Annotated in this window: 14 protein-coding genes and 1 pseudogene; 3 read left to right on the forward strand and 12 right to left on the reverse strand. The window is 33.5% G+C overall.

The annotated features are described in order from the left end of the window. Positions 1-364: 364 nt before the first annotated feature. The 5 genes from ACP6PK_RS05170 to ACP6PK_RS05190 form a co-directional block, all read right to left on the reverse strand. Positions 365-553, reverse strand: a complete 189-nt coding sequence (locus ACP6PK_RS05170; RefSeq protein ID WP_426558356.1) for an SGNH/GDSL hydrolase family protein — start codon at positions 551-553, stop codon at positions 365-367. Between the two features lie 251 nt (positions 554-804). Next, complete coding sequence (locus ACP6PK_RS05175) at positions 805-1,491, reverse strand: haloacid dehalogenase type II (RefSeq protein ID WP_426558358.1); 687 nt, start codon at positions 1,489-1,491, stop codon at positions 805-807. Positions 1,492-1,754: 263 nt separating this feature from the next. Then, the gene (locus tag ACP6PK_RS05180) at positions 1,755-3,050 is read right to left on the reverse strand and encodes a TldD/PmbA family protein (protein WP_426558360.1); all 1,296 of its coding nucleotides are present in this window, start codon (positions 3,048-3,050) and stop codon (positions 1,755-1,757) included. A gap of 728 nt (positions 3,051-3,778) precedes the next feature. Further along, positions 3,779-4,639, reverse strand: a complete 861-nt coding sequence (locus tag ACP6PK_RS05185; RefSeq protein WP_426558362.1) for a Tab2/Atab2 family RNA-binding protein — start codon at positions 4,637-4,639, stop codon at positions 3,779-3,781. A 954-nt stretch (positions 4,640-5,593) separates the two neighbouring features. Further along, complete coding sequence (locus ACP6PK_RS05190; RefSeq protein ID WP_426558364.1) at positions 5,594-5,803, reverse strand: TFIIB-type zinc ribbon-containing protein; 210 nt, start codon at positions 5,801-5,803, stop codon at positions 5,594-5,596. A 1,209-nt stretch (positions 5,804-7,012) separates the two neighbouring features. Between ACP6PK_RS05190 and ACP6PK_RS05195 the strand changes: the two genes are divergently transcribed. Beyond that, positions 7,013-7,210, forward strand: a complete 198-nt coding sequence (locus tag ACP6PK_RS05195; RefSeq protein ID WP_426558366.1) for a hypothetical protein — start codon at positions 7,013-7,015, stop codon at positions 7,208-7,210. Positions 7,211-7,419: 209 nt separating this feature from the next. On the opposite strand, the gene ACP6PK_RS05200 is transcribed toward ACP6PK_RS05195, so the two are convergent. Together ACP6PK_RS05200 and ACP6PK_RS05205 are read right to left on the reverse strand one after the other, a co-directional pair. Then, the gene (locus ACP6PK_RS05200; protein WP_426558388.1) at positions 7,420-7,623 is read right to left on the reverse strand and encodes a pentapeptide repeat-containing protein; all 204 of its coding nucleotides are present in this window, start codon (positions 7,621-7,623) and stop codon (positions 7,420-7,422) included. Next, a pseudogene (locus tag ACP6PK_RS05205) lies at positions 7,621-7,677 on the reverse strand (hypothetical protein); the annotation flags it as partial. The gene ACP6PK_RS05200 and the pseudogene ACP6PK_RS05205, both read right to left, overlap by 3 nt. 310 nt (positions 7,678-7,987) lie before the next feature. On the opposite strand from ACP6PK_RS05205, the gene ACP6PK_RS05210 reads away from it, so the two are divergent. Then, positions 7,988-8,350 carry a phage holin family protein gene (locus ACP6PK_RS05210; protein WP_094670670.1) on the forward strand — a complete coding sequence of 121 codons (363 nt, stop codon included), beginning with the start codon at positions 7,988-7,990 and terminating at the stop codon, positions 8,348-8,350. Between the two features lie 186 nt (positions 8,351-8,536). On the opposite strand, the gene ACP6PK_RS05215 is transcribed toward ACP6PK_RS05210, so the two are convergent. From ACP6PK_RS05215 to ACP6PK_RS05235, 5 genes are all read right to left on the reverse strand, one after another. Beyond that, entirely contained in the window at positions 8,537-10,024 is a 1,488-nt protein-coding gene (locus tag ACP6PK_RS05215) for an MptA/MptB family glycosyltransferase (RefSeq protein WP_426558369.1), read from the reverse strand. Positions 10,025-11,047: 1,023 nt separating this feature from the next. Further along, a complete protein-coding gene (locus tag ACP6PK_RS05220; protein WP_426558371.1) occupies positions 11,048-11,860 on the reverse strand; it encodes a glycosyltransferase family 2 protein in 813 nt (270 codons plus the stop codon). Positions 11,861-12,347: 487 nt separating this feature from the next. Continuing rightward, the gene (locus tag ACP6PK_RS05225) at positions 12,348-13,199 is read right to left on the reverse strand and encodes a DUF547 domain-containing protein (RefSeq protein ID WP_426558373.1); all 852 of its coding nucleotides are present in this window, start codon (positions 13,197-13,199) and stop codon (positions 12,348-12,350) included. 1,128 nt (positions 13,200-14,327) lie between these two features. After that, a complete protein-coding gene (locus ACP6PK_RS05230) occupies positions 14,328-15,671 on the reverse strand; it encodes a reverse transcriptase N-terminal domain-containing protein (RefSeq protein WP_426558374.1) in 1,344 nt (447 codons plus the stop codon). Between the two features lie 919 nt (positions 15,672-16,590). Next, positions 16,591-16,851, reverse strand: coding sequence for a hypothetical protein (locus ACP6PK_RS05235; RefSeq protein WP_094673398.1), 261 nt, complete (start codon positions 16,849-16,851; stop codon positions 16,591-16,593). A 1,432-nt stretch (positions 16,852-18,283) separates the two neighbouring features. Here ACP6PK_RS05235 and ACP6PK_RS05240 point away from each other — a divergent pair. Then, the gene (locus tag ACP6PK_RS05240; RefSeq protein ID WP_426558376.1) at positions 18,284-19,321 is read left to right on the forward strand and encodes a sirohydrochlorin chelatase; all 1,038 of its coding nucleotides are present in this window, start codon (positions 18,284-18,286) and stop codon (positions 19,319-19,321) included. Positions 19,322-20,157 lie beyond the last annotated feature (836 nt).

Here is a 20,157-nt window from a genome sequence, read left to right on the forward strand (position 1 = left end):
TTAATAATTAAACAATTAAATAATTAGATCATTCACGCCTTGAAGCCTCCCCTTTGAAGGGGAAAAAAATAAATCTTTTCCCCCTTTGTGTCAATCCTCTCCCTTTTAGGGAGAGGTAATTATCAATTATCAATTATCAATTATCAATTAATGAACAGCTTCTAAAATAGTGTCATTTGTACCAAAATAAAATACTATTCTACCACTAAATTCTGGGGGTAAACGACAAGAAACTTCTCTAAACCAATGATTTTTAATATCAGTGCTATAGCAATCCTCCGCATATTCGTGGCAAAAATATTACTGCTTTTTAGGCAACAGGGAACAGGCAACAGGCAACAGGTAAGAGTTTCAACTTTTTTATCTACTTTTTGATTTGTCGCGACCTATTTAGGATTGCTATAGTTTCTCTTCTAACTCCGAGATTATAGTATTTAATATCATATCCTTGATTATAAAATGTCTGGCAAATTCTACCAGTCCAACCTAAATAATCGGGGTCTCCCGTGCCATTTACAAAAGAGTCTCCAATAAAGCAAATTCTTATTTCCATCTATTTTTCAGTTATCCGTTATTAGTTAACTGCAAGTCCGTTCTTAGAAACCTAAGATTATCTGCAAAAATCTATAATTTTCTATAAAATAACCTGTTTTATTTCTGAAGGTTTTATTAATTCAAGACTTACGAAAAAATGAAATTATACACCACTTGTAGAGGGCGAATGGCATTCGCCCCTAAGAAATATGGTTGTGCGTAAGTCCTGTAATTCATAATATCCGAGCTAATTATTTTCCTTCTTTCCTCTTAAATTAAACTTACCAAAGTTTTCAAATCTGGTACTTCTAAATCGGGTTTACCACTAGCGGGTAAAGTTGCACCAAATCCTTCTTTTCCTTGTCGGCGATTTACCCAAATTGTTGATAATCCCATGGCTTTTGCTGGTACTATATCATGGTAAATACTCTGAGCAATATGCAATAGTTTTTCTGGTGAAATTGCCATTTTTTTAATTGCTACTTCAAAGTTATTTTTTGATGGTTTATATGATTTAACTTGTGCAGCGGTAATAACAAAATCAAATTCTACTTGTAAATGTTTGGCACTATCAGCAAATAATTCATCATCAATATTAGAAATTATGGCAAGCTGATATTTTTCTTTTAGCTTTTGTAAAGCTGCGATTGTATCTGGAAAAGGCAGCCAGTTTTTAATGGATTCAGATAAACTATTTAATTCTGATTCTGTTGGTTGAAAATTTAGTTCTTGGGAAATTTTATGTATTACTTGCTTGAGAACTTCTCGATATTTTTTATATTCTCCAGCTTCTGCTTCTGACTCAAATTTAGCAAACATTTCTAGTAGTTCAGCTTCAGTAATATCGAGCTGATGATTAGCAACTAAATTATTCAAAACAGGAATGATACCACTTTCCCAATCAATCAGTGTTCCATAACAATCAAAACTTAAAATTTCAAATTTTTCAAAATCCATCAACTTTACCTCTGATATCAAATCCGGTTAAATACTTCTTATATTATATAGTTTTGGGAGGTAGGAATATGGGAGAATAGGGAGATTTAATATTGAAGTATAGGAAGTATAGAAAGAATTATAAACATATATTATATAACCGAATTCTATATTAAAATTATGAAAATTATCGCTTTATAGATTTATTCAGCAGACCATATTTACTCCTTCTCTTCTAGATAACTAAAGTCTTCTTCCTTCTTCCTTCTTCCTTTGTAAGTAATTTAATCCACTTTACCGATAGTAGATAATCCTTCTACAATTACATGAGGAGTATAACAAGAACCATTCCATTCCCCATCATTTCCTAATTCTACTAATTGCTTTAATGCTGTATAAACATTACCAGCAACCATAGTATTTTTCACTCTACCAACTATTTCACCATTTCTCACACGATACCCAAGTTCAACATTAATAGAAAAGTCACCAGAAATACCAGCACCACCACCTAGAATTTGATCCACTATAATTCCATCATCCAACATCCCTATTAATTCCTCTAGCGATCGCTCTCCAGGCTTAACTATAAAATTAAATAATTCTGGTGTAGGATACCTACCTAAACCTGGTCGAAAACCATTACCAGTAGTTCCACTACCCAATAATCTGCCAGTAGTCCGGTCTGTATAAAAAAGTTGTAAAATACCCTTTTGAATAAATTCTATAGAGCGAGTCGAAGTACCTTCATCGTCAAAAGGACAACTAAATGGTCCTTCTTCTGGTTGTTGAGAAATAGTAATTTGCTTATTAGTTACAAGTTCCCCTAAGCGATCGCTCCAAGGAGAAGCACCTTCTAGCACCTGTTTGCCGTTCATAGCTAGTGATATGGTACTCCATAATAAGTCTGCTGCTTTAGCTGTAAATAAAATAGGTATCCTACCACTAGGGGACGCCACATTCTTATCTGCCCAATTTAGTCTTTGTAAGATGCGGTTTGCTACTTTCTTAGGGTCCAGGCTATTTCTTTGAATTTGACCATCAGATATATTTAAGAAGTCCTCACCCCTTACCCAATCAGTTTCTACATAACCACTTAAAGTTGTATCTATATGATTACAATCTAGTCCTAATGAATTGATCAAACGGGTAGACTCAATTTCACAATCCCATTCTCCATTACAAATCACATCTGGATAAAATTCTCGAATTAAGGCGATCGCTTCTTTGCCCCACTTTACCAGTTGTTCTACGGGTACAAATATCCCTTGGTTAGGATAATGACGATTTTTGGCTTTTGAGCCTAGTTCAATATATTCTGGTTCATTTAAACTACTGATAGAGATGGCTCTTTCTACTAAAGCTTTAGGTGTCACCGGTCCATGAGCTACAGCTAGTCCTGGACGTCCATTTCGCCAAAGTCGGAGTGCTGTACCTTCTGATTGGGTACTTTCTAATTGCTTGAGTCTATTACTTTCAAAAAATATGGGCTGGGAGTGTGATTGGGCTTGAAATACTTCTGCTGCCTCAGCACCTGCTTTGGCAGCTAGTTCTAGCAGTTGTTCTGCTAATTCGGTCATAACATTTTGTTTGGGATTTTTGATTTTGGACAATGGAATTGCTAGTAGGATTGTACCAATGTCCAGTACCCAAAGCTTAACTAAATCTTTTTAAGGAGTTTGGGGAGGTTGGGGAGTGGGGAGTGGGGAGTGTGGGGAGTGTGGGAAGTGTGGGGAGGTTGGGAAGTAAAGAGTCTAGAAGATAGGTAAGCTGGATTAATAAAAACTGACTTTCCTGCTACACCCCCCTATACTCGCGCCCCATAATTTGGCGTTGGTGAATACTGGGATAATTGAGACTGACACGGGGACACGGAGACACGGAGATACGGGGATTATGGTTGATGCTCTCTGACAAAATTATCCCGCAACTATGCAATGCCCATAATTTTGATTATTAAAGACCTACATTTTAAAAGTCCTAAAAAGCCTAAAGCATTTACCGAAAAATTTGGTTTAAAGCCTCTCCTTATTAAATAGAAAAAAAGTGCTATAGCAATCCGCGCATAGGTTGTAAGATTTTATCGTAGGGGTTTGGTTTCCAAATCCCATCTTAGCTTTGGGAAAGGAGACCAAACCCCTACAATTTTTTTTCACAAATCTGGCACGGATTAGTATAAGAGATTTCCTTATATTCAATCCTCTCAGTTTTCCTTGAGGTAATTATCCATTATTCATTATTCATTATCCATTATTAATTAATGAATCCCCTACTTCCCTGCTCCCTAAAAAGACTATTTCAGCAAGCCCTAAAGATTAATTTCTTGTAATAACCAAAATCCAGCAAATGATTCTGATTCTGGATTTGACTGTACTGCCAGAAAATGAACATTTTTAGCCTTTGACTTTGCTTCAGAAAATCTTTCAGCTTCCGCAATAGTTGATGGATTACTCAGATTAGCTAAAATCCAAGAATCATCACCTCCAGTATTTAGTAATAATCTAGCTGGAGAAGCAGAATTAAATTCGATAAAAGCTAACTCTAACCCTGACATCCAAGCAGCTAAAGGTTTAGCCCTAGACGAATAGATAATTAAACCAGGAATAGGAGAATTAGGTGCTAAATTCATCATGCTCAGAGGAAAAGCTTCTCCAAAATCAATATCCCACTCTGACATTTCTGCAAAAGCCCTAGCTTCTAAACTAACAAATGTCCACTTTTCTCCAATTAAGGCATCTGGTAAAGGTTGTGGTGCAGAATTCATATATTGAACAGAAGGATTTGTTCCTGCTTGATAACCGGGATAAGTCGGATAAACTTCTTCCATTCGTTGTTCTAGCCATTGGTTAAGTATATAAGTGCGACGACTTAGGGCTGTAGGTATGGCCAATTCTCCACAAGCTTTGGTAATCATATTATTCATTTGGCGACGGAAGAAGCGTATTTTTTGAGGCGGTTCGGGAGCATCAGCGATCGCTTTTTCTATAGCATTCCGTAGCCAAATTGAGTTTACTTCTTGATTACTTGTAAACTCTGAGTAACGATACAAAGAGTCTGTCGCGTCATTAACGCCTACGGGACTTTCGCAAATTAATAGTTCCCAAAGTTTTTTTTGTCTGTCATCGAGTATTGGACGACTGTAGAAGTCTAGTTCCCAAATAATGGCCATGCCTTGCTCTTAAATTTATGCTAAATCGGATTAGTAATTATTTTCAAATTACCAGAGTTTGCGAATAAGATGAGAGGCAGGATAGTTTTAATAAGATGTGAAAAATTAGGAACATAATTTATCCCACAGTATCCTATACACTTATGTAGGATAGTCTGTCAAGGCATGAGTAAGTCAATCTTGAAACTAAAACTACCGATGACTTAAGCTACACATGAGTTTTGAACACTACTGAATACTAAGACGTTATAGTTTTGAATAATTTTAATTCCCTATATTTATAGTGTCTTTGCGTAATACCAGTTTGAAACTTGGTATTCTTTGGTGACCTGAAGGCACGGATATTCCGATAATTTTGGGTAAGAAAACAGGAAAAATAACAAGGGCTAGTTTCTATAAAACTATTAATAATACCATTTATCAAAAGTAATGCTAAACTCATAAAGTACCAAAATAACCATCAAAATAACAAATATTATTAAATGCTTATATCACGTTAATAACATAGTATTTATAAAAAGAAATTATAAGTATAGCAAAATTTTTTAGAATTGATATAATTGGTATCTCAATGGAGACTATAACCGAACTGGGAATATCATCCTCAAAGTAAACAGAATGTTATGTTTAGACTTAAGCCTACTGTCTAATTAATCTTTACGATTATTTCTGAAGAACTTTAGGGGCTGTGCATCTCTAGTTAATTTTTCATCAACTCTTATAGATATTTAATAATAAAAAAAATACAATTTTCTACAAATTTTACCGAAAAATATAAGTTTTAAAGATTCTCCTTGTCTCCACAATTTGCTGTCGCTCATAGGAAGAAAAAAAAGAAAAAAATTTCCTTTTAGCCAATCGTCTTTTTTGAAAAATAGGCAATTATTAATTATTAATTGTTTAATCAATAGTTATTAACCCCTCTACCCTAAAAAATGGAACTACAAATGGGAGTTAACCTAGTGCTGGAACAACAACTAATACTTCAGACTTTTGTTTACGAAGACCTAACCAACCTCCATAAGACTTAGATAACTCAGAACGATTCAATAGCATTGATTCTAGATCGGGCATTTCTTCCCGACAGTGGGGACAGTACCAGTAAATAGTATTATGACGTACATGGCGAAGTAATGTTGTAGAGCAGCAAGGACAAGTATGCATAATATACCTCTTTATTTGATAAACAGATTCAAACTTCCAACAACTAACCTCTAACAAATCACTGATGATTTTAGATGAGGAATTAAAATCAGATTAAATGAGTTAATACCTATAACCGATCTATCTGAATCAGAAAAAAAATCGCAAAAATTGTCTTGAAAAAAGTTCAAAAAATGTTAAGTTAATTAACTTAGACCTTGGCTATCTGGTGAGTAAAGTCTGTAAAAACATAATAGGCCACATACTATTAGTAGTTGAATAAGCCATGGAGCACAAGCAAAACCCCAAAAGAAACAGATTAATCCGGTTAATACAGCTAAAACAAAGGATATATCTTCAGATGTGTGGTTATAAATCAATACGGCGGTTGCAGAAACAGTCAATAGAATGATATAAACTGATTGCATTTCCTACCTCCAAAGAAAAAATTTATATATCAGTATTAGGGCAAGTTGCTGACCTTACCAATTAAAGCTAATCGACAAATATGAAGAACTTGTGAAGGTTGGGGAATTTGTCACAAAAGTTGACACTTCAATTTACATTTGGATAATTGTGAAGCTATTTGGGATTTTAATCCTTTAGTTTGTGAAGATAAGTAAACAAACATGAGCTTAAAATATTTCCCCATTTGGAACTATGTATGGGTTTCTATTTTGGATCGAGTGCTAAACCATCAAGATTTATCTTGAAACTCACCTCAATCTAAAAAATTAAGTAAGTATTAGAAGCTGTTTGTTAAATGAAATTTCAATTCTTTTTTAGAGTTGGTTATCCATTCAGATTAAAGCCTCTCCTTTTAAGGATAAAAAGCGGTCGTTGCGGATATCGCCATATCGAATCGACCAAGAGAAAAGAAATTGTGATTTCCTGAGAATTCAATTCCATTACAGTTTTAACGGCTAGGTAATTATCCATTATCAATTAATGAACGTTGGATAGCTTGATGTACTACGTCAAAAATATCCGATAAAACTGTGATTTGGTATTGAGTTTATTAAGTTTAAACTCTGAGTAATTTCCCTAGGATAGAGATATTTTTTGATTACAAATAAAATTCTCAAAGTTCAGTAATATTACTATTGAAGGTTTTGTTTTTAATCTATATGATGATATTAGAACATCTGAAATGACTGAATAAGTCATTAACTATAGATGGAAGTTTTAGATTTATCCAAAAACATTTAAATTTCAATTAACTCATCAACCATGAAAGATAAATTAACTCAAACTAATGTAGCAAGACTTCTAGGAGTATCTTTTCAAAGGGTTCATACTCTCAGAATTAGGAATCGGATTAATTTTTTTTGGGATGTTAACTTAAAGTCTTGGGTAACATCACAAGAGCATCTTCAGAAATATCTAAATCAAAGAGGAAAAAGAGTAGCTGTCTCAAGTTATAAATAATTATTATGTATTTAACTTATAGCAGTTTTCATTAATATAGAGTACAGAGATTTTTGCTTCAAGGTAGAAGGCAGAAGTTTTGTATTCAACATTTCTGGAAAACCGCTACAATTCCTTAATTTAATAATTCTCAATTCTCAATTCTCAATTCTCAATTCATAAAAAGAAGTTTTGTAGTCTACCTTTGTGAAAACCGCTATAATTTAATCTCAAAATAGGGTGTTAAAATAGCACCCTATTTTTTTTACTTCATAGCAGAATATAGCAATTCCCATACTGGTGAGGTAGAATTCTAGACCATCAAAAACCGAACCTAACATTATTGTCTCTACAAATACTCCATCAGATAGATCGGCATTAGTAAAATCAACCCCATGTAAATTTGCTATAGTTATCGTGGAATAATTAAAAATTACTCCCCGTAAGTCAGTATTAGTAAAATTAGTTAACTGAAGATTAGCATTTTCTAATGCTGCTGACTAAAGCACTTGGCCAGAAAAATCATTGCCAGTAAGTTGACTATTGCTATATGAAAGAGGTGGTGGATAATACAGCAGATTCCAAGTATATGAGGTAGAAATATTAACTTTTGCTAAGGCAAAGCTTTCCTACGGAATGCTCCGCAAAGGGTAACGGATGTTTGTAGTGCGGGCATCTTGCCCCCTATGGGTGTAGCTCACCAAGATGAAATCTGCTGTAAGTAGACTGTTTAGGTTAGTTGATCCCAATTAGACTAAATAATTTTGCCAATTTTATTAGGAGGTTAAAACAATAGTTATGGGAAGTTTTTTATTGACTTGGTTGATGGCAACTATATCACTTTTAATTACAGCGTTTGTTGTACCTGGTGTCAGAATTGATAGTATTCCTGCTGCTGCAGTTGCAGCGATTGTTTTAGGATTAGTAAATGCAATAGTTAAACCAGTTTTAACGATTCTAACTTTGCCTCTGACAATTCTTAGTTTGGGGTTATTTTTGTTAATAGTAAATGGTATTTCTCTTTCATTAGCAGGATATTTTACTCCTGGTTTGGAAGTAGATGGTTTCTGGCCTGCAGTTATTGGAGCAATTGTTTTATCTCTGGTTTCTAGTTTTATTGGTGGATTTGTTAATAAACCAGAAGAATCTGAAAATGTCTAATATTGAATTATACATAATACCAAGTGTGATAAATATTTGCCACAAATAGTTAGGCTGTTGCTAGGAGGATAGAGCTAGGATGAATAGCCTCTAATACAATGCACGATAAATATTTACCACAAATACCTCTTGCCTTTTACTGATAAAATCAGCCCGTGTAACATTTTTTTTTCAAAAGAATCGAATTTATCTAGATAATTCAGAGTTTATCTTTGATGATTCTAGATTTTTTTTATCTTTCCAATAACTCCAAATAAATCCAATTATTAAAGGTAACCATAACCAATATCTTTCCATTGGAGTTAAAAACCAACTGTTATCTCCTAAACTTTGTCTGTATGTCAAAATAAAATAAACAAATGTTGATAGACTTACCCACTTTATACCTAAATTTCTAGTTGCTACAGCAAAAGGAATGAACCAGGTAAAATACCAAGCATGAACTATTGGGGATAAAGTTAATAATAGAAAAAAATAGGATTCAGCAAACTTAACAAATCTATGACTATTCCAAATTAAAACTCCAACTCCTAACCCCAGTGGAATCCCATAAATCCAATTATATTTTGTTGATTCTTCCCAAATTAAACTAACTAAATAAGGAATAAATTCAGCACTACGACCTTTAACAACAAAATTTGAACTGGTAGGAATAAGTGAACATTTTCCAGGTTCACAAAAATTTAGAGCAGCAATACACATTGGTAATAAACCAATTAATAATAAAAAACCGGCTTGTTGGATTTTACGATATAAAATATCCCAAGTTAATTTAGTACAGTCTAATCTTAATTTCTGTTCTCTGTTTGCTAAATTTCTAGTTCTCTCTAATTCAGAAATTTGCGAAATATTATCCGTATTAGGCTCTTGTTTATCTAAGATTTTCTGCCAAACTACAAAGCATAAAATTGGTAATGACATCCATTTAATCGCTACACTAATACCAATTAAAAAACTACTCCAATACCAACGATAATTATCAAAAGCTAACCATGCTGCTACTAATGGCAAAATAAACCAACTATCATAATGAGCGCCTCCAGCAAAAGAGTAAATAATTAGAGGGTTCCAGGCATATATTAAAATTTTTTCTAGGCTAAATTTTCTACTTAATAGCCAACAAATTCCTAAGTCAGCCAAGATAAAAGCTAACTTAAATATTAATACTGATGGGTTAATTGCCGCTAAAACCCGAAATCCTAATTGACTTAAAGGTGGATAAATAGCAGAAGTATCAGGATGATTAATTAATGACCACCATTCTGTTCGATAGGGAATTAATTCTACAGCATTTGGAGCTAAATCATAAGGACTAAAACCAAAATTTTGAATGTAACCTTCCCATAAATAACGCCAAATATCATTCCCTGGTTCCATGGGAATTAATATTAGTCTAGCTAGGATAGTAATGCTCCAAAACCAGGCAAAATTTATTGATTTTATTGCCCAAGAAATTATAAATCCTAAACTCATTATGCTAATAGCAATCCAAAATTTTATTACTGTACTAGGTTCCTGAAAATTACCATAGGGAATGATTATAATTGCTCCTACAACTATCAAAATTGAACTTAGTAACAACGGCAAATTTTTGCGAGTAATTGAATTGATATTTGCTTTTTCCATTTGTTGATATTTTGCTGCATTTTTATAATTTTTTACACAGGTATGCAAATTTTTATACCAATTTCATAAAATATTGCAGAGCGTGACGACAGAGGGAACAGAGAACAGGGAACACTTAACTGGGAATAGGGAAAGAAAAACATAAATATTAAAGAGCAAAAAAGGTTTGATTTTTATAATTTATGGAATTTGTAATTTTTTCTTGTAGGAATAAATCACCAACTAAGATGTAACTGCCTTTTTTGAATTTGGTATTACTATAAGCAAATTAATGGATAGATGGTTACATTATAATGGTAAGCATTCAGCCGTCAGCTATCAACTATCAACTATCAACTATTAGCTATTAAAAAATTCTCTCTGAAGAAAGAATCAAAGTTGAAAGATTCAGCTAAAATTAAACGTTGCATTTATTGCACATTAGCTAATATTGCTAATTAATTAGTTGGTGCTGAATTACTCGCCGAAAAGCTTTTTTTTTAGCATTCCGTAGGAAAAGCTAACTGCTAATACCAGTTTTATAAATTTTGGCTACAAATATTTGGGTTACCGCTTAGAAGTCAGGAGTCATAATAAATAGTTTGAATATCATTTATTGGCTTGACTCTCCCTTTTTAATCAAAGAAAAATCTGATTAAAAGAATTTAATTAACATGATTCTTTGTAACATTTTTTTCAAATTTGTACAATACCTTAATGCTTATGTAGAATGAGTACAAAACTGTTAAGAGGTTTGTTGCAGAACATAGAATTGTAAATGAAATTACCCCATTTACAAAAAAACAATTTTTCCAACTCAGGGAACTGTATTTAGTTAATTATGAGACATTTTTCTTCTACACAATAAATGTTCTGAATATATACTTACTGACTCCTATCAATCGAATATTTTTTCCAGCAACTATCAAAATAATTGATTCTTAAACCCTGCCTTTTAAAGCGAAATATTTTTGGATTGTTACTCAAAATTTCCGTTACAAAAACAACTTTTTACTTCTGAAAACTGAGAACTTAAATGATGAAGTTCCTCCCCAGGAAGCTAACTGTTAACTGATAACTGAAATGACTTGGTTAAATCTCTCTAGGCTTTCTTGATTTGTTGATATTATGCTGGAATTTTATAATTTTCCACAGACGTTTTAAATATAATTTTCCCAGAGTTGCCAGAATAATAGTTCCAGCTTGAAAACTACCTTTTATAGTACCTGATATTTTTGAACGCCCACCCTGACGACGACGATAACCAACAGGAATTTCACTAATTTTTAAACCACATTCTATAGCTCTAGCTTGCATTTCTACAGTCCAACCAAAACCTCGATCGCGCATTCTTATTCTTTCTAAACTAGACTTCCGAATTAAACGTAGTGGCCCTAAATCTTGATACCAATATCCCCATCCTAAACCTATTAGAAAAGTAGCTAATTTATTGCCAAAATTTTGTACAGGAGTCATAGCAGCTCTACCTGCTTTAGTAGCACGACGATTACCTAAAATTAAATCATATTTATTAGTCGCTTCTAAAAATTTTGGTAGTTGCTTTAAATCATCACTACCATCCCCATCACAAAATAAAATCCAATCACAATTTAAAGGTGTATTTTTAATGCCACGCCAACAAGCTCTACCATAACCAGCTATAGGTTCTAGGATAACTTTTGCACCTGCATTGATGGATTTTTCTACACTTTTATCTGTACTACCATTATCAACTACCATGATTTTTGTTAGTCCGTAAAATTGTAATGATTTAATTACATTAGTGATTGTATTTTCTTCATTAAGAACAGGAATAATTACGAATATTCTTTCTAAAAGCATTTGTTTGATTTTTTTTTGAATAATGAAACAGAATTTTAGCTCTTCTTCAGAACAGTAGGTCATCAGAAAAATTCTCTTTCTGATACTGATAAAAATTAATCTCATTTTCTCTTATTTTACCATTTTTCCCTATGGCTTATTATTAAGTAATAAGCATTCACCGATTTAGTTCTGGGAATCTGACTACTGATGCTGATTATTTGTACAGCTATTAATGGTTTTAGGGAGTAGGGAATAGGGTGTAAGAATTACGGAAGATGGGTTAGAGGATAGGACACAAGTAGAAAATATTTACCCTGTTATAGCAAATTCAAAAAAGGCAGTTACATCTTAAGTTGGTGATTTATTCCTACAATAAAAAATTACACATTCCATAAATTATAAAAATCAAACCTTTTTTGCTCTTTAATATTTATGTTTTTCTTTCCCTATTCCCTGTTCCCTTTTCCCTGTTCTCTCTGTCGTCACGCTCTGCAATATTTTATGAAATTGGTATTAGCTATAAAACATTAATCTGGAATCTGCTGTAAGTATTGAAGAAAAGATAATATTATTGAACATTCAGAGACCAATCATAGTTAGAATATTTCACTTTATAACCACCTTTTGCTAAAAATTTTTGAGCATCATAATTTACATATTGACGAGCATAATTTACGATAGATGTCTCTGTTTTATTCAAACCATCAATATTCTCAGTTTGAGCATAAGTTTGCTCAAAATCTTGACCGAACCATTGAAAAATTTTAGACAAATAAACAGTATTATTTTGACTATCTATACGGAAGCCTTGACTATTTCCTAGAAACTTTTTAGCTTGATCGTCTAATTGCTTTTCTAGTTGTTTACCAGTATAAGCTTCTCGTCTAAGTGGAGGGCAACTTATTGCAGCACAAACTAAAGCAACATGAATTCCTGGTTCATTAAATTCTTTCCTTAAAACCTGATGTTCAATATGGTCTAATGTCATTTTTTCCCCAGCAACATCGAACTTCCTAATTTTCCAAACACCAGGTATTCTTCTAATACTTTTAGTGGGGTAACTATCAATAATAGATTCTAAAGTCAAAGAATTATAAGCATTAATTAAGAAAGCAATTTTTTCTGCATCTGTCCAAGAATTATAAGTGCTTAGAGTGACAGCTCCAATAGAAGCATTAAAATCATCGAGTTGTTGTCGATTTTCTTTTAATTTTTTGTAGTCAACTAATCCTTGAGGGTTGACATATTCTCTTAAAATTGAGTTGTAGGTTTGATAATTAAATGGTTGGGCTGAGGTAGTAGATATTTGTGTTTGTTGAGTTTGTTCTCCTGTATTTGTAGAATTATTGAATCCACCACAGCTAGTTAAGATTAGAAGTATGGGAAATAAAAATAATAATTTCTTGAGCTGATGTTTCATAAACTATATCTGCCATTAATGGTACTTTTATTATTTATCTATGAAAAACTAATGGCATGAGTAAGTTATGAGATTTAGCTTAATTTTGACTTAAAAATTGAGGCTTATCTGTGAAGGGTGAGTTAAAAATCTATAGCAACTCTCAAAAAGTGCGAGGTACAAAATTTTAGGTTTGAGGAAACAGGGAATAAAAACAACAAGATAACTTTAGCTCACAAGCTTGATAAATGCTATATATTAAAATTATTACAGCCTATTTCATGTAAGGGTACTACACTGATTTTATAAGATTGGCTCAACAAGATTGAAACCTTAATTTGATAGTTCAAAAACTTTTTAAAAAGCTACTGTACTGTATTTGATAAACTACCAAATTCTCTATACTTAAGTTCTATTTTAAGGGATTATAGAACCCATTTGATATCTTGCCAAAGGTGCAGGTTTTTGGCAAAGGAGTCATAATTCAGAACTCAGGAGATGGAAAAATAGAATAGAGGAAAAAAGGTAGAAAAATGCTCCCTTGCTTCACCATCTTATACTCTCCCCTACTCCCTCACTCCCCTACTCCCCTACTGCCCATCTATATTTTAAATAGATCCCTTTAGTGGTTCTATAGGTAGCGATCGCTCCTCAACTAAAAAAGTAAGCGATCGCTAATTTTCAAATCCCTAATTGAATAGGAAGTTATGGGTAAATTTAATCTACCCTTTCTAATTGCCAGAGAAGTTAAACTAAGCAATTCTATCACCAGAACTACTCGTCTTCAAAACCGGACGTGAGACTTTCACCTCATCCGGCTCCTCAGTGATTAAGCTCTCATTCAAAGAGTACCTCTACTGCCATTATTAACAGTTTTTACATTGTAGTAATGTGCATAAATTGCAGTTAGCACTTTGTCTTTTTTAGGACTTACACAGAAACCAGGTTTATCAACTAAATTTCGTGATTATAACAATAATAATTAGGGAAATAAACCCGGTTTATTATTTGCTTGCTTCATTAATTGATAATGGATAATGAATAATTATCTCTAGTTTTACCCTCTCAGATTGAAGATAAGGAAATCACAATTTCTTTATTAATTAATTATCAATTATCCATTTGTAAGTCCTATTTTTATCTTTTGAATTAAATATTCAGTGCTTTTTGTTTGCTCCAATTAATCCAGTCTGCGTGTCTCAATAATCTAACTTGACTACCATTTTTGCCAATACCAGAAAATTCCCTTTTGTTTTCCCCTATAGTTTGCCAATATTTTTGGCAAATCCAAAAATTATTTTTATTAGGGTGTCTTCTTTTTGCCCAACCCCAGAGTTTTTGGAATATTAAATTATCCAAATCCTGGAAGGTTTTCTTACTCACAAATGTTGAGTAATAATTTACCCAATTTTTAACAATAGAATTGAGTTTTCTGATTAAGGCAGCTTGTGGCGCAGACTTATGCTTATCTATCACCTCAGCCACTTGACAATAATGACTCCTAATACTCTCCGCACTTGGTTTAATTTTGGTTTGAAAACCTAGCTTACTTTGGTTTTTACTCACCTCATATTGTCTGATATTGAATCCCAAGAAATCAAATCCAGGTTCTTCTTCACCACATATATATAATGTGTGAGAAATTGTAATTTGACTTGGTTTTAATTCCCAACATAAGTCAGATAAAGATTCTCTAATTATATCTTGGCATTTTTGAACTACCTCAATATCTTCGTGAGCTACTACCAAGTTACCTCCATAACGAATCAAACCTAAACCTTGACACTTTTTATTAAGTGTTTCAGTGTAATGTTTGATTTGTTCTTCTATACCAAGGAAAGCTATATTTACCAGTAGTGGAGAAATAACTTCATCTGTTAAGAACAACTCTTTCCTATCTTTTAACCAAACTCGAATTTGTTTGCGTAAACTGGGATAGGTATCTAATTTTTTTAATAGTCGTTCATAGTCGAGACATTCAAAGCATTTAGTTATGTCAGCTTTAAGTAAATATTTAGGCTGAAACTTAACACAATTAACAATTGCTTCTATCGCATCTCCACATGATTCCCCTAGTCTAAACCCATAACAATAAGATTCAAACTTTGCTTCCCATTGGTTTTCTAGAGCTATCTTGACAAGTATTTGCCAGGCAAGGTCTTGAACAGTGCTTCTTATAGGTTTAGCTTTGCTATTTAGTTTTAATCCTTTAGCCAAGGCAAAACATTTTTCTGGAGACAATGACTTAACACCGCCAACTCCTACTGTTTTCTCACCCTGGTTAGTTTGACTAACCCTACGCACTGCCAATAACCTGCCATACCAGGAATTTATCAAGGTTTTTTGGAGCTTACGAACTGCAATAACATCACCACGTTGAGAGGCTCTGTAGATTCTTTTGTGTAACTTGAAGACCCGACGCTCAACTTTTGACCAGTTAATTTCGCGCCATTCCTTCCATTCCCCCGTAGTCTTTAAACTCGTATTAGACATATATATTACTTACTCAAACTCTACATTCCAAATCACCGTGTGTCCGTCTGCATATCCCATTAAATTAATTAAGGGCCTTTGCTTCTGACACAATCCCTCCCAATCAAACATACGGTTAGCACCTACTTGAGCAGTTATCAGTTATCAGTTATCAGTTGACTACGGCTATTAATCCTTAAAAACTAAATAAGGGCGAGCATAGCTGAAAGCTGATTGCTGAGTGCTGACTAGCTAAATAATTCAAGAGTTTTTCATGGGTTACTTCGTTCCAAATGACCTTATTTATATACCTTTAGGATGATGCTTTACGCCGGGTTTACGGGAAGTGCTTGTTAGTCGAACCAAATCTCGCTAACTCCCTATCCTTTGCCTTTTGGCCCCAGTGTCACAGCTTATTTCACTGGTTGAACGTGACGACGCTTCACTCACATCTTCGCACTATAGCTATCCAATGGGTATTTTGCTCGATGGGAACCAACTTAAGCTGCTAGTTTTACCACCTTTTCACCCCGCTTTACGGATTGATGGCTAGTCGCTACCGTAGGGGTGATGCTGTCAACCCCGCACCTGGGCGGAAGGAATTTCACCTCCAAGGTCATTTAGTTATAAGGCTAATGGCCTTACTCTGCTCACATTTTGGCACTATAGCACTACGTTAATTAGTTAGGACATTTTTAACGAAGTCAGAAGTCAGAAGTTGTTTTTGTCAAGGAGATTTACGCCCCGCTCCAAAAACATTTCGCCTTAAAAGGCGGGGTTTTAAACCCAATTTTTTTGATAAATGCTCCTCCGAGCCTCAGAAATTAATTCTAAATTCTAAATTCTAAATTCTCAAATACTCTCTCTGAGCGTTAGGAATTACTTCTGAATTCTAAATTCTAAATTCTAAATTGCCTATAGTGCTATATGACCCTAACTTTTAGCAGAAACGAATCGCACTTTGGTTCCCTTCACGACGGACTCTAGATACAACCCAGTTACGCCATACCCAATGATCTCCACGGCTAGTAACTGCACTGGCGTTGATATCCATTAAATCTGCCAGCTCAGAGCTAGTAATCAGATAGCCTTTACTGGCCACTTCATCAGCTATGTGCAAGGTTTCAATTAAGTTGCGCAGTTGCCCAACTCTCTGCTCCCTGGGCAGATTTTCAAGTAATTCGTTGGTTGTGTCATTCATGGTAATTGTGAGATTATGTTGTCAGATACTACGGCTTATGATTCTATCGTTTTATCACAAATCTTGCTTAATGACTTTTGTATATTATGGGCTAACTCTGGTTGAGAATTGCCGTTAGAGGTGAAAGATTGTTTTATCCTCATACATTTTTTTCAGCTTAAGAGTGGTTTGGATAGAGTATAGAATTATGTCTATAAATGCAAGATGATTGTTCCTTCAAATTTATAAATATTGATGTGAGTGCTATAAATTTTTCTTTCTATAATATCCGGCAGAACTTTCTATTCCCGTAAGTATGTCCACATTTTGAAATCTATCCGATTTTGTAGATATTCTCTACAGGTGTTGATAGTAAAAGGATGCTTGCCGTTTATTTCTTAGTTTCGCTAACTACAGCTAAAATTTTTGATTTAGATGGGGACTACTCTCAACAACTTTGTTCAAAAAAGTATACTTACACTACAATTATCTGCAAAACTATTCATTAAGATATTTCAGCTATACCGCTCTAGCTACTAAATAGTAGTAAATTTAATATGACAATATTTTATAAAATTGATATAACTTTGAATGAGTAAACCTGTAGACGATGGAGAGTAAAAACTAAGTAGGTAGGTCTAATTAAATCAGAACTTACGCAAATAAACTATATATAGTAGATATTGTGAATCAAAACTATAACGTCTTAGTATATGTAGCGTTTAGAACTAAAGCTTTAATTAGTATAAAATCAGGTAGTATCAGTATAAATAAAATATAGAAACCGACTGTGTATTAAATTCTCTACTATACTAACATCTATATTCCCATAAACCTGGTTTCTTATAACACTCCAATACTACCGGGCTTGATATAAGTCCTATAAACGTTCAAAAAATTGTAGGGGCAGGTTTAACCGAAAGCCTTGAGTTCATTAATTGATAATGGATAATTGATAATTACAAGAAGGTTAAAACCGTTACGGAATTGAATATCGGGAAATTCAAGAGCACTTTTCTCTGTATCGATTGGATATGGCGTTTTTGCTGGCGCATAACTCCGTTAACGGCGCTTGAGCCAACATGGAAAGCGGAGCATTCCGGAACGGAAAACGCTTTATATGTCGCGTAGCGTTAATGGTTTAAACAGTTAAAAATTTAATATTTTACTAATGATTTAGGATTCCTATATGAGCTAAAATAACAAAAATTGAGTCAAATAGCGTAAATTTCGTAGCAATTTTTGCCAACAATAATTTCTGTCGCATATTTTACTGATAAACTAGGGAAACTATGGTGAAATTCCGAGGCTGTGCGGCAACTGTAAATCGATCAAAATAGCGAATAGAAAAAATGAATAACTACTTGCTAATCAAAAGAAATCGATGAGCCAGAACACCTAATTGTCAGTTGTAAACCTTAACTTCCTGCCTGACACGGGAAAAGTATAATCAATGAAATATTTTAATCAAAACCAAAAAATAGAAACAGAAGAAATCATAACTTCAACAATAGAAAAAAACAATTCATCTACAGAAGCGAACTTACAACCATTACCCTTACAAAGACCTTTATTGTTGATAGGTCATGGCACAAGAGATGCTGATGGAAAACAAACTTTCTTAGACTTTGTTCAAACTTATCAAAATTTAGATAAATCTCGACCTGTAATACCTTGTTTTTTGGAATTAACAGGACCTACTATTCAAGAGGGGGTAGATAAATGTGTAGAAAAAGGTTACACAGAATTATCTGCTTTACCAATTTTGTTATTTGCAGCTCGCCACAATAAATTTGATATTACTAATGAATTAGACCGAGCAAAACAACGACATCCTCAAATAAAATTCTATTATGGGCGACATTTTGGTATTACTCCAAAAATTATAGAATTGTGGCGATCGCGTCTTACAGAATTAGACGAAACTAACTTTAACCGCTCCGAAACAGTCTTATTATTTGTAGGGCGAGGTTCCAGCGACCCCGATGCGAATGGAGATGTTTATAAATTAGCTCGAATGTTATGGGAGGGTAGTGGTTATCTAACAGTTGAAACCTGTTTTATTGGCATTACTCATCCCCGTTTAGAGGAAGGTTTTCGCCGAGCAAGATTATATCAACCGAAGCGAATTATTGTTTTGCCCTACTTTTTATTTACTGGAGTTTTGGTTAAGAAAATATTTGATATTACTGCTCAACAACAAGAACAATATCCAAATATTTCTATGACTTGTTTGCCAGAAATGGGGAACCATCTAACATTATTAGAATTATTGCGAGAAAGAGAAATAGAGACACAATTAGGAGAAGTAAAAATGAATTGTGAAATGTGTAAGTTTCGGTTAGCTGCTGTTAGTAATGGAGAACATTCTCACGGTCATCACGACCATTCTCACTCCCATCATCATCATAGTCACGACCATAATCATTCTGTCGTTGACCCTTATGCTGAACCAGAACAATATCATCAACGTATTTGGCAAGTTTCATAATAATAAGAAAAAGCTAACTACTAAATATTTAGTTTTAACTATTGCTATTATTTTGTAAGTATTTCCTGCGGAATGCTGCGCAAACAGCTTTTAGCAGTCAGCTAGCCTCCTGGGTCGTAACTGCGTTAACAGCCAATAATAAATAATTCTTTACTAAGGTTAAAGGAGCGTACTTTGGCAGTAACTTTTAATTCTCTCTCAATTTCAAAGGTTGCTTTTACCTCTCCTTTTTGGCAAGTTCCATAATAATAAGAAAAAGCTAACTACTAAATATTTAGTTTTAACTATTGCTATTATTTTGTAAGTATTTCCTGCGGAATGCTGCGCAAACAGCTTTTAGCAGTCAGCTAGCCTCCTGGGTCGTAACTGCGTTAACAGCCAATAATAAATAATTCTTTACTAAGGTTAAAGGAGCGTACTTTGGCAGTAACTTTTAATTCTCTCTCAATTTCAAAGGTTGCTTTTACCTCTCCTTCTTATCAATAGCTGATGGCTGAATGCTTAAATTATTTTGAGAGGGGAAATATTAGGATTAATATTTTAGGGAAGACGTTAATATTCCCCTTGATATTATTAATCGGTATCACAGGAAAAATATATTATTTATTTGATAGTTTGATAATCAATTAATCAATATCAATTCAAAGTTTTACGGAGTAGTAGTGAAATGTATTTTGATTCTACAAATCTCAACTTTTATCATGAAAATTCATGGTTTGAAGTCAAGATATATCAGTTATTATGCTACTTATACCCCTACGATATTTCTCCAGTTCACAAACATAGAAAATCATTGCTTGACTTAATCAAAATTTTTTTGTTTATGTTTAATTTCA

The organism is Dapis hubbardiae BLCC-M172 (assembly GCF_050016015.1).
Taxonomy (GTDB): Bacteria; Cyanobacteriota; Cyanobacteriia; order Cyanobacteriales; family Microcoleaceae; genus Trichodesmium.

What these genes read in the sequence shown, in the direction of transcription:
- ACP6PK_RS05170 (WP_426558356.1), bottom strand. Translation starts at nt 553, where the DNA reads ATGGAAATAAGAATTTGCTTTATTGGAGACTCTTTTGTAAATGGCACG.
- ACP6PK_RS05175 (WP_426558358.1), bottom strand. Translation starts at nt 1,491, where the DNA reads ATGGATTTTGAAAAATTTGAAATTTTAAGTTTTGATTGTTATGGAACA.
- ACP6PK_RS05180 (WP_426558360.1), bottom strand. Translation starts at nt 3,050, where the DNA reads ATGACCGAATTAGCAGAACAACTGCTAGAACTAGCTGCCAAAGCAGGT.
- ACP6PK_RS05185 (WP_426558362.1), bottom strand. Translation starts at nt 4,639, where the DNA reads ATGGCCATTATTTGGGAACTAGACTTCTACAGTCGTCCAATACTCGAT.
- ACP6PK_RS05190 (WP_426558364.1), bottom strand. Translation starts at nt 5,803, where the DNA reads ATGCATACTTGTCCTTGCTGCTCTACAACATTACTTCGCCATGTACGT.
- ACP6PK_RS05195 (WP_426558366.1), top strand. Translation starts at nt 7,013, where the DNA reads ATGAAAGATAAATTAACTCAAACTAATGTAGCAAGACTTCTAGGAGTA.
- ACP6PK_RS05210 (WP_094670670.1), top strand. Translation starts at nt 7,988, where the DNA reads ATGGGAAGTTTTTTATTGACTTGGTTGATGGCAACTATATCACTTTTA.
- ACP6PK_RS05220 (WP_426558371.1), bottom strand. Translation starts at nt 11,860, where the DNA reads ATGACCTACTGTTCTGAAGAAGAGCTAAAATTCTGTTTCATTATTCAA.
- ACP6PK_RS05225 (WP_426558373.1), bottom strand. Translation starts at nt 13,199, where the DNA reads ATGAAACATCAGCTCAAGAAATTATTATTTTTATTTCCCATACTTCTA.
- ACP6PK_RS05230 (WP_426558374.1), bottom strand. Translation starts at nt 15,671, where the DNA reads ATGTCTAATACGAGTTTAAAGACTACGGGGGAATGGAAGGAATGGCGC.
- ACP6PK_RS05235 (WP_094673398.1), bottom strand. Translation starts at nt 16,851, where the DNA reads ATGAATGACACAACCAACGAATTACTTGAAAATCTGCCCAGGGAGCAG.
- ACP6PK_RS05240 (WP_426558376.1), top strand. Translation starts at nt 18,284, where the DNA reads ATGAAATATTTTAATCAAAACCAAAAAATAGAAACAGAAGAAATCATA.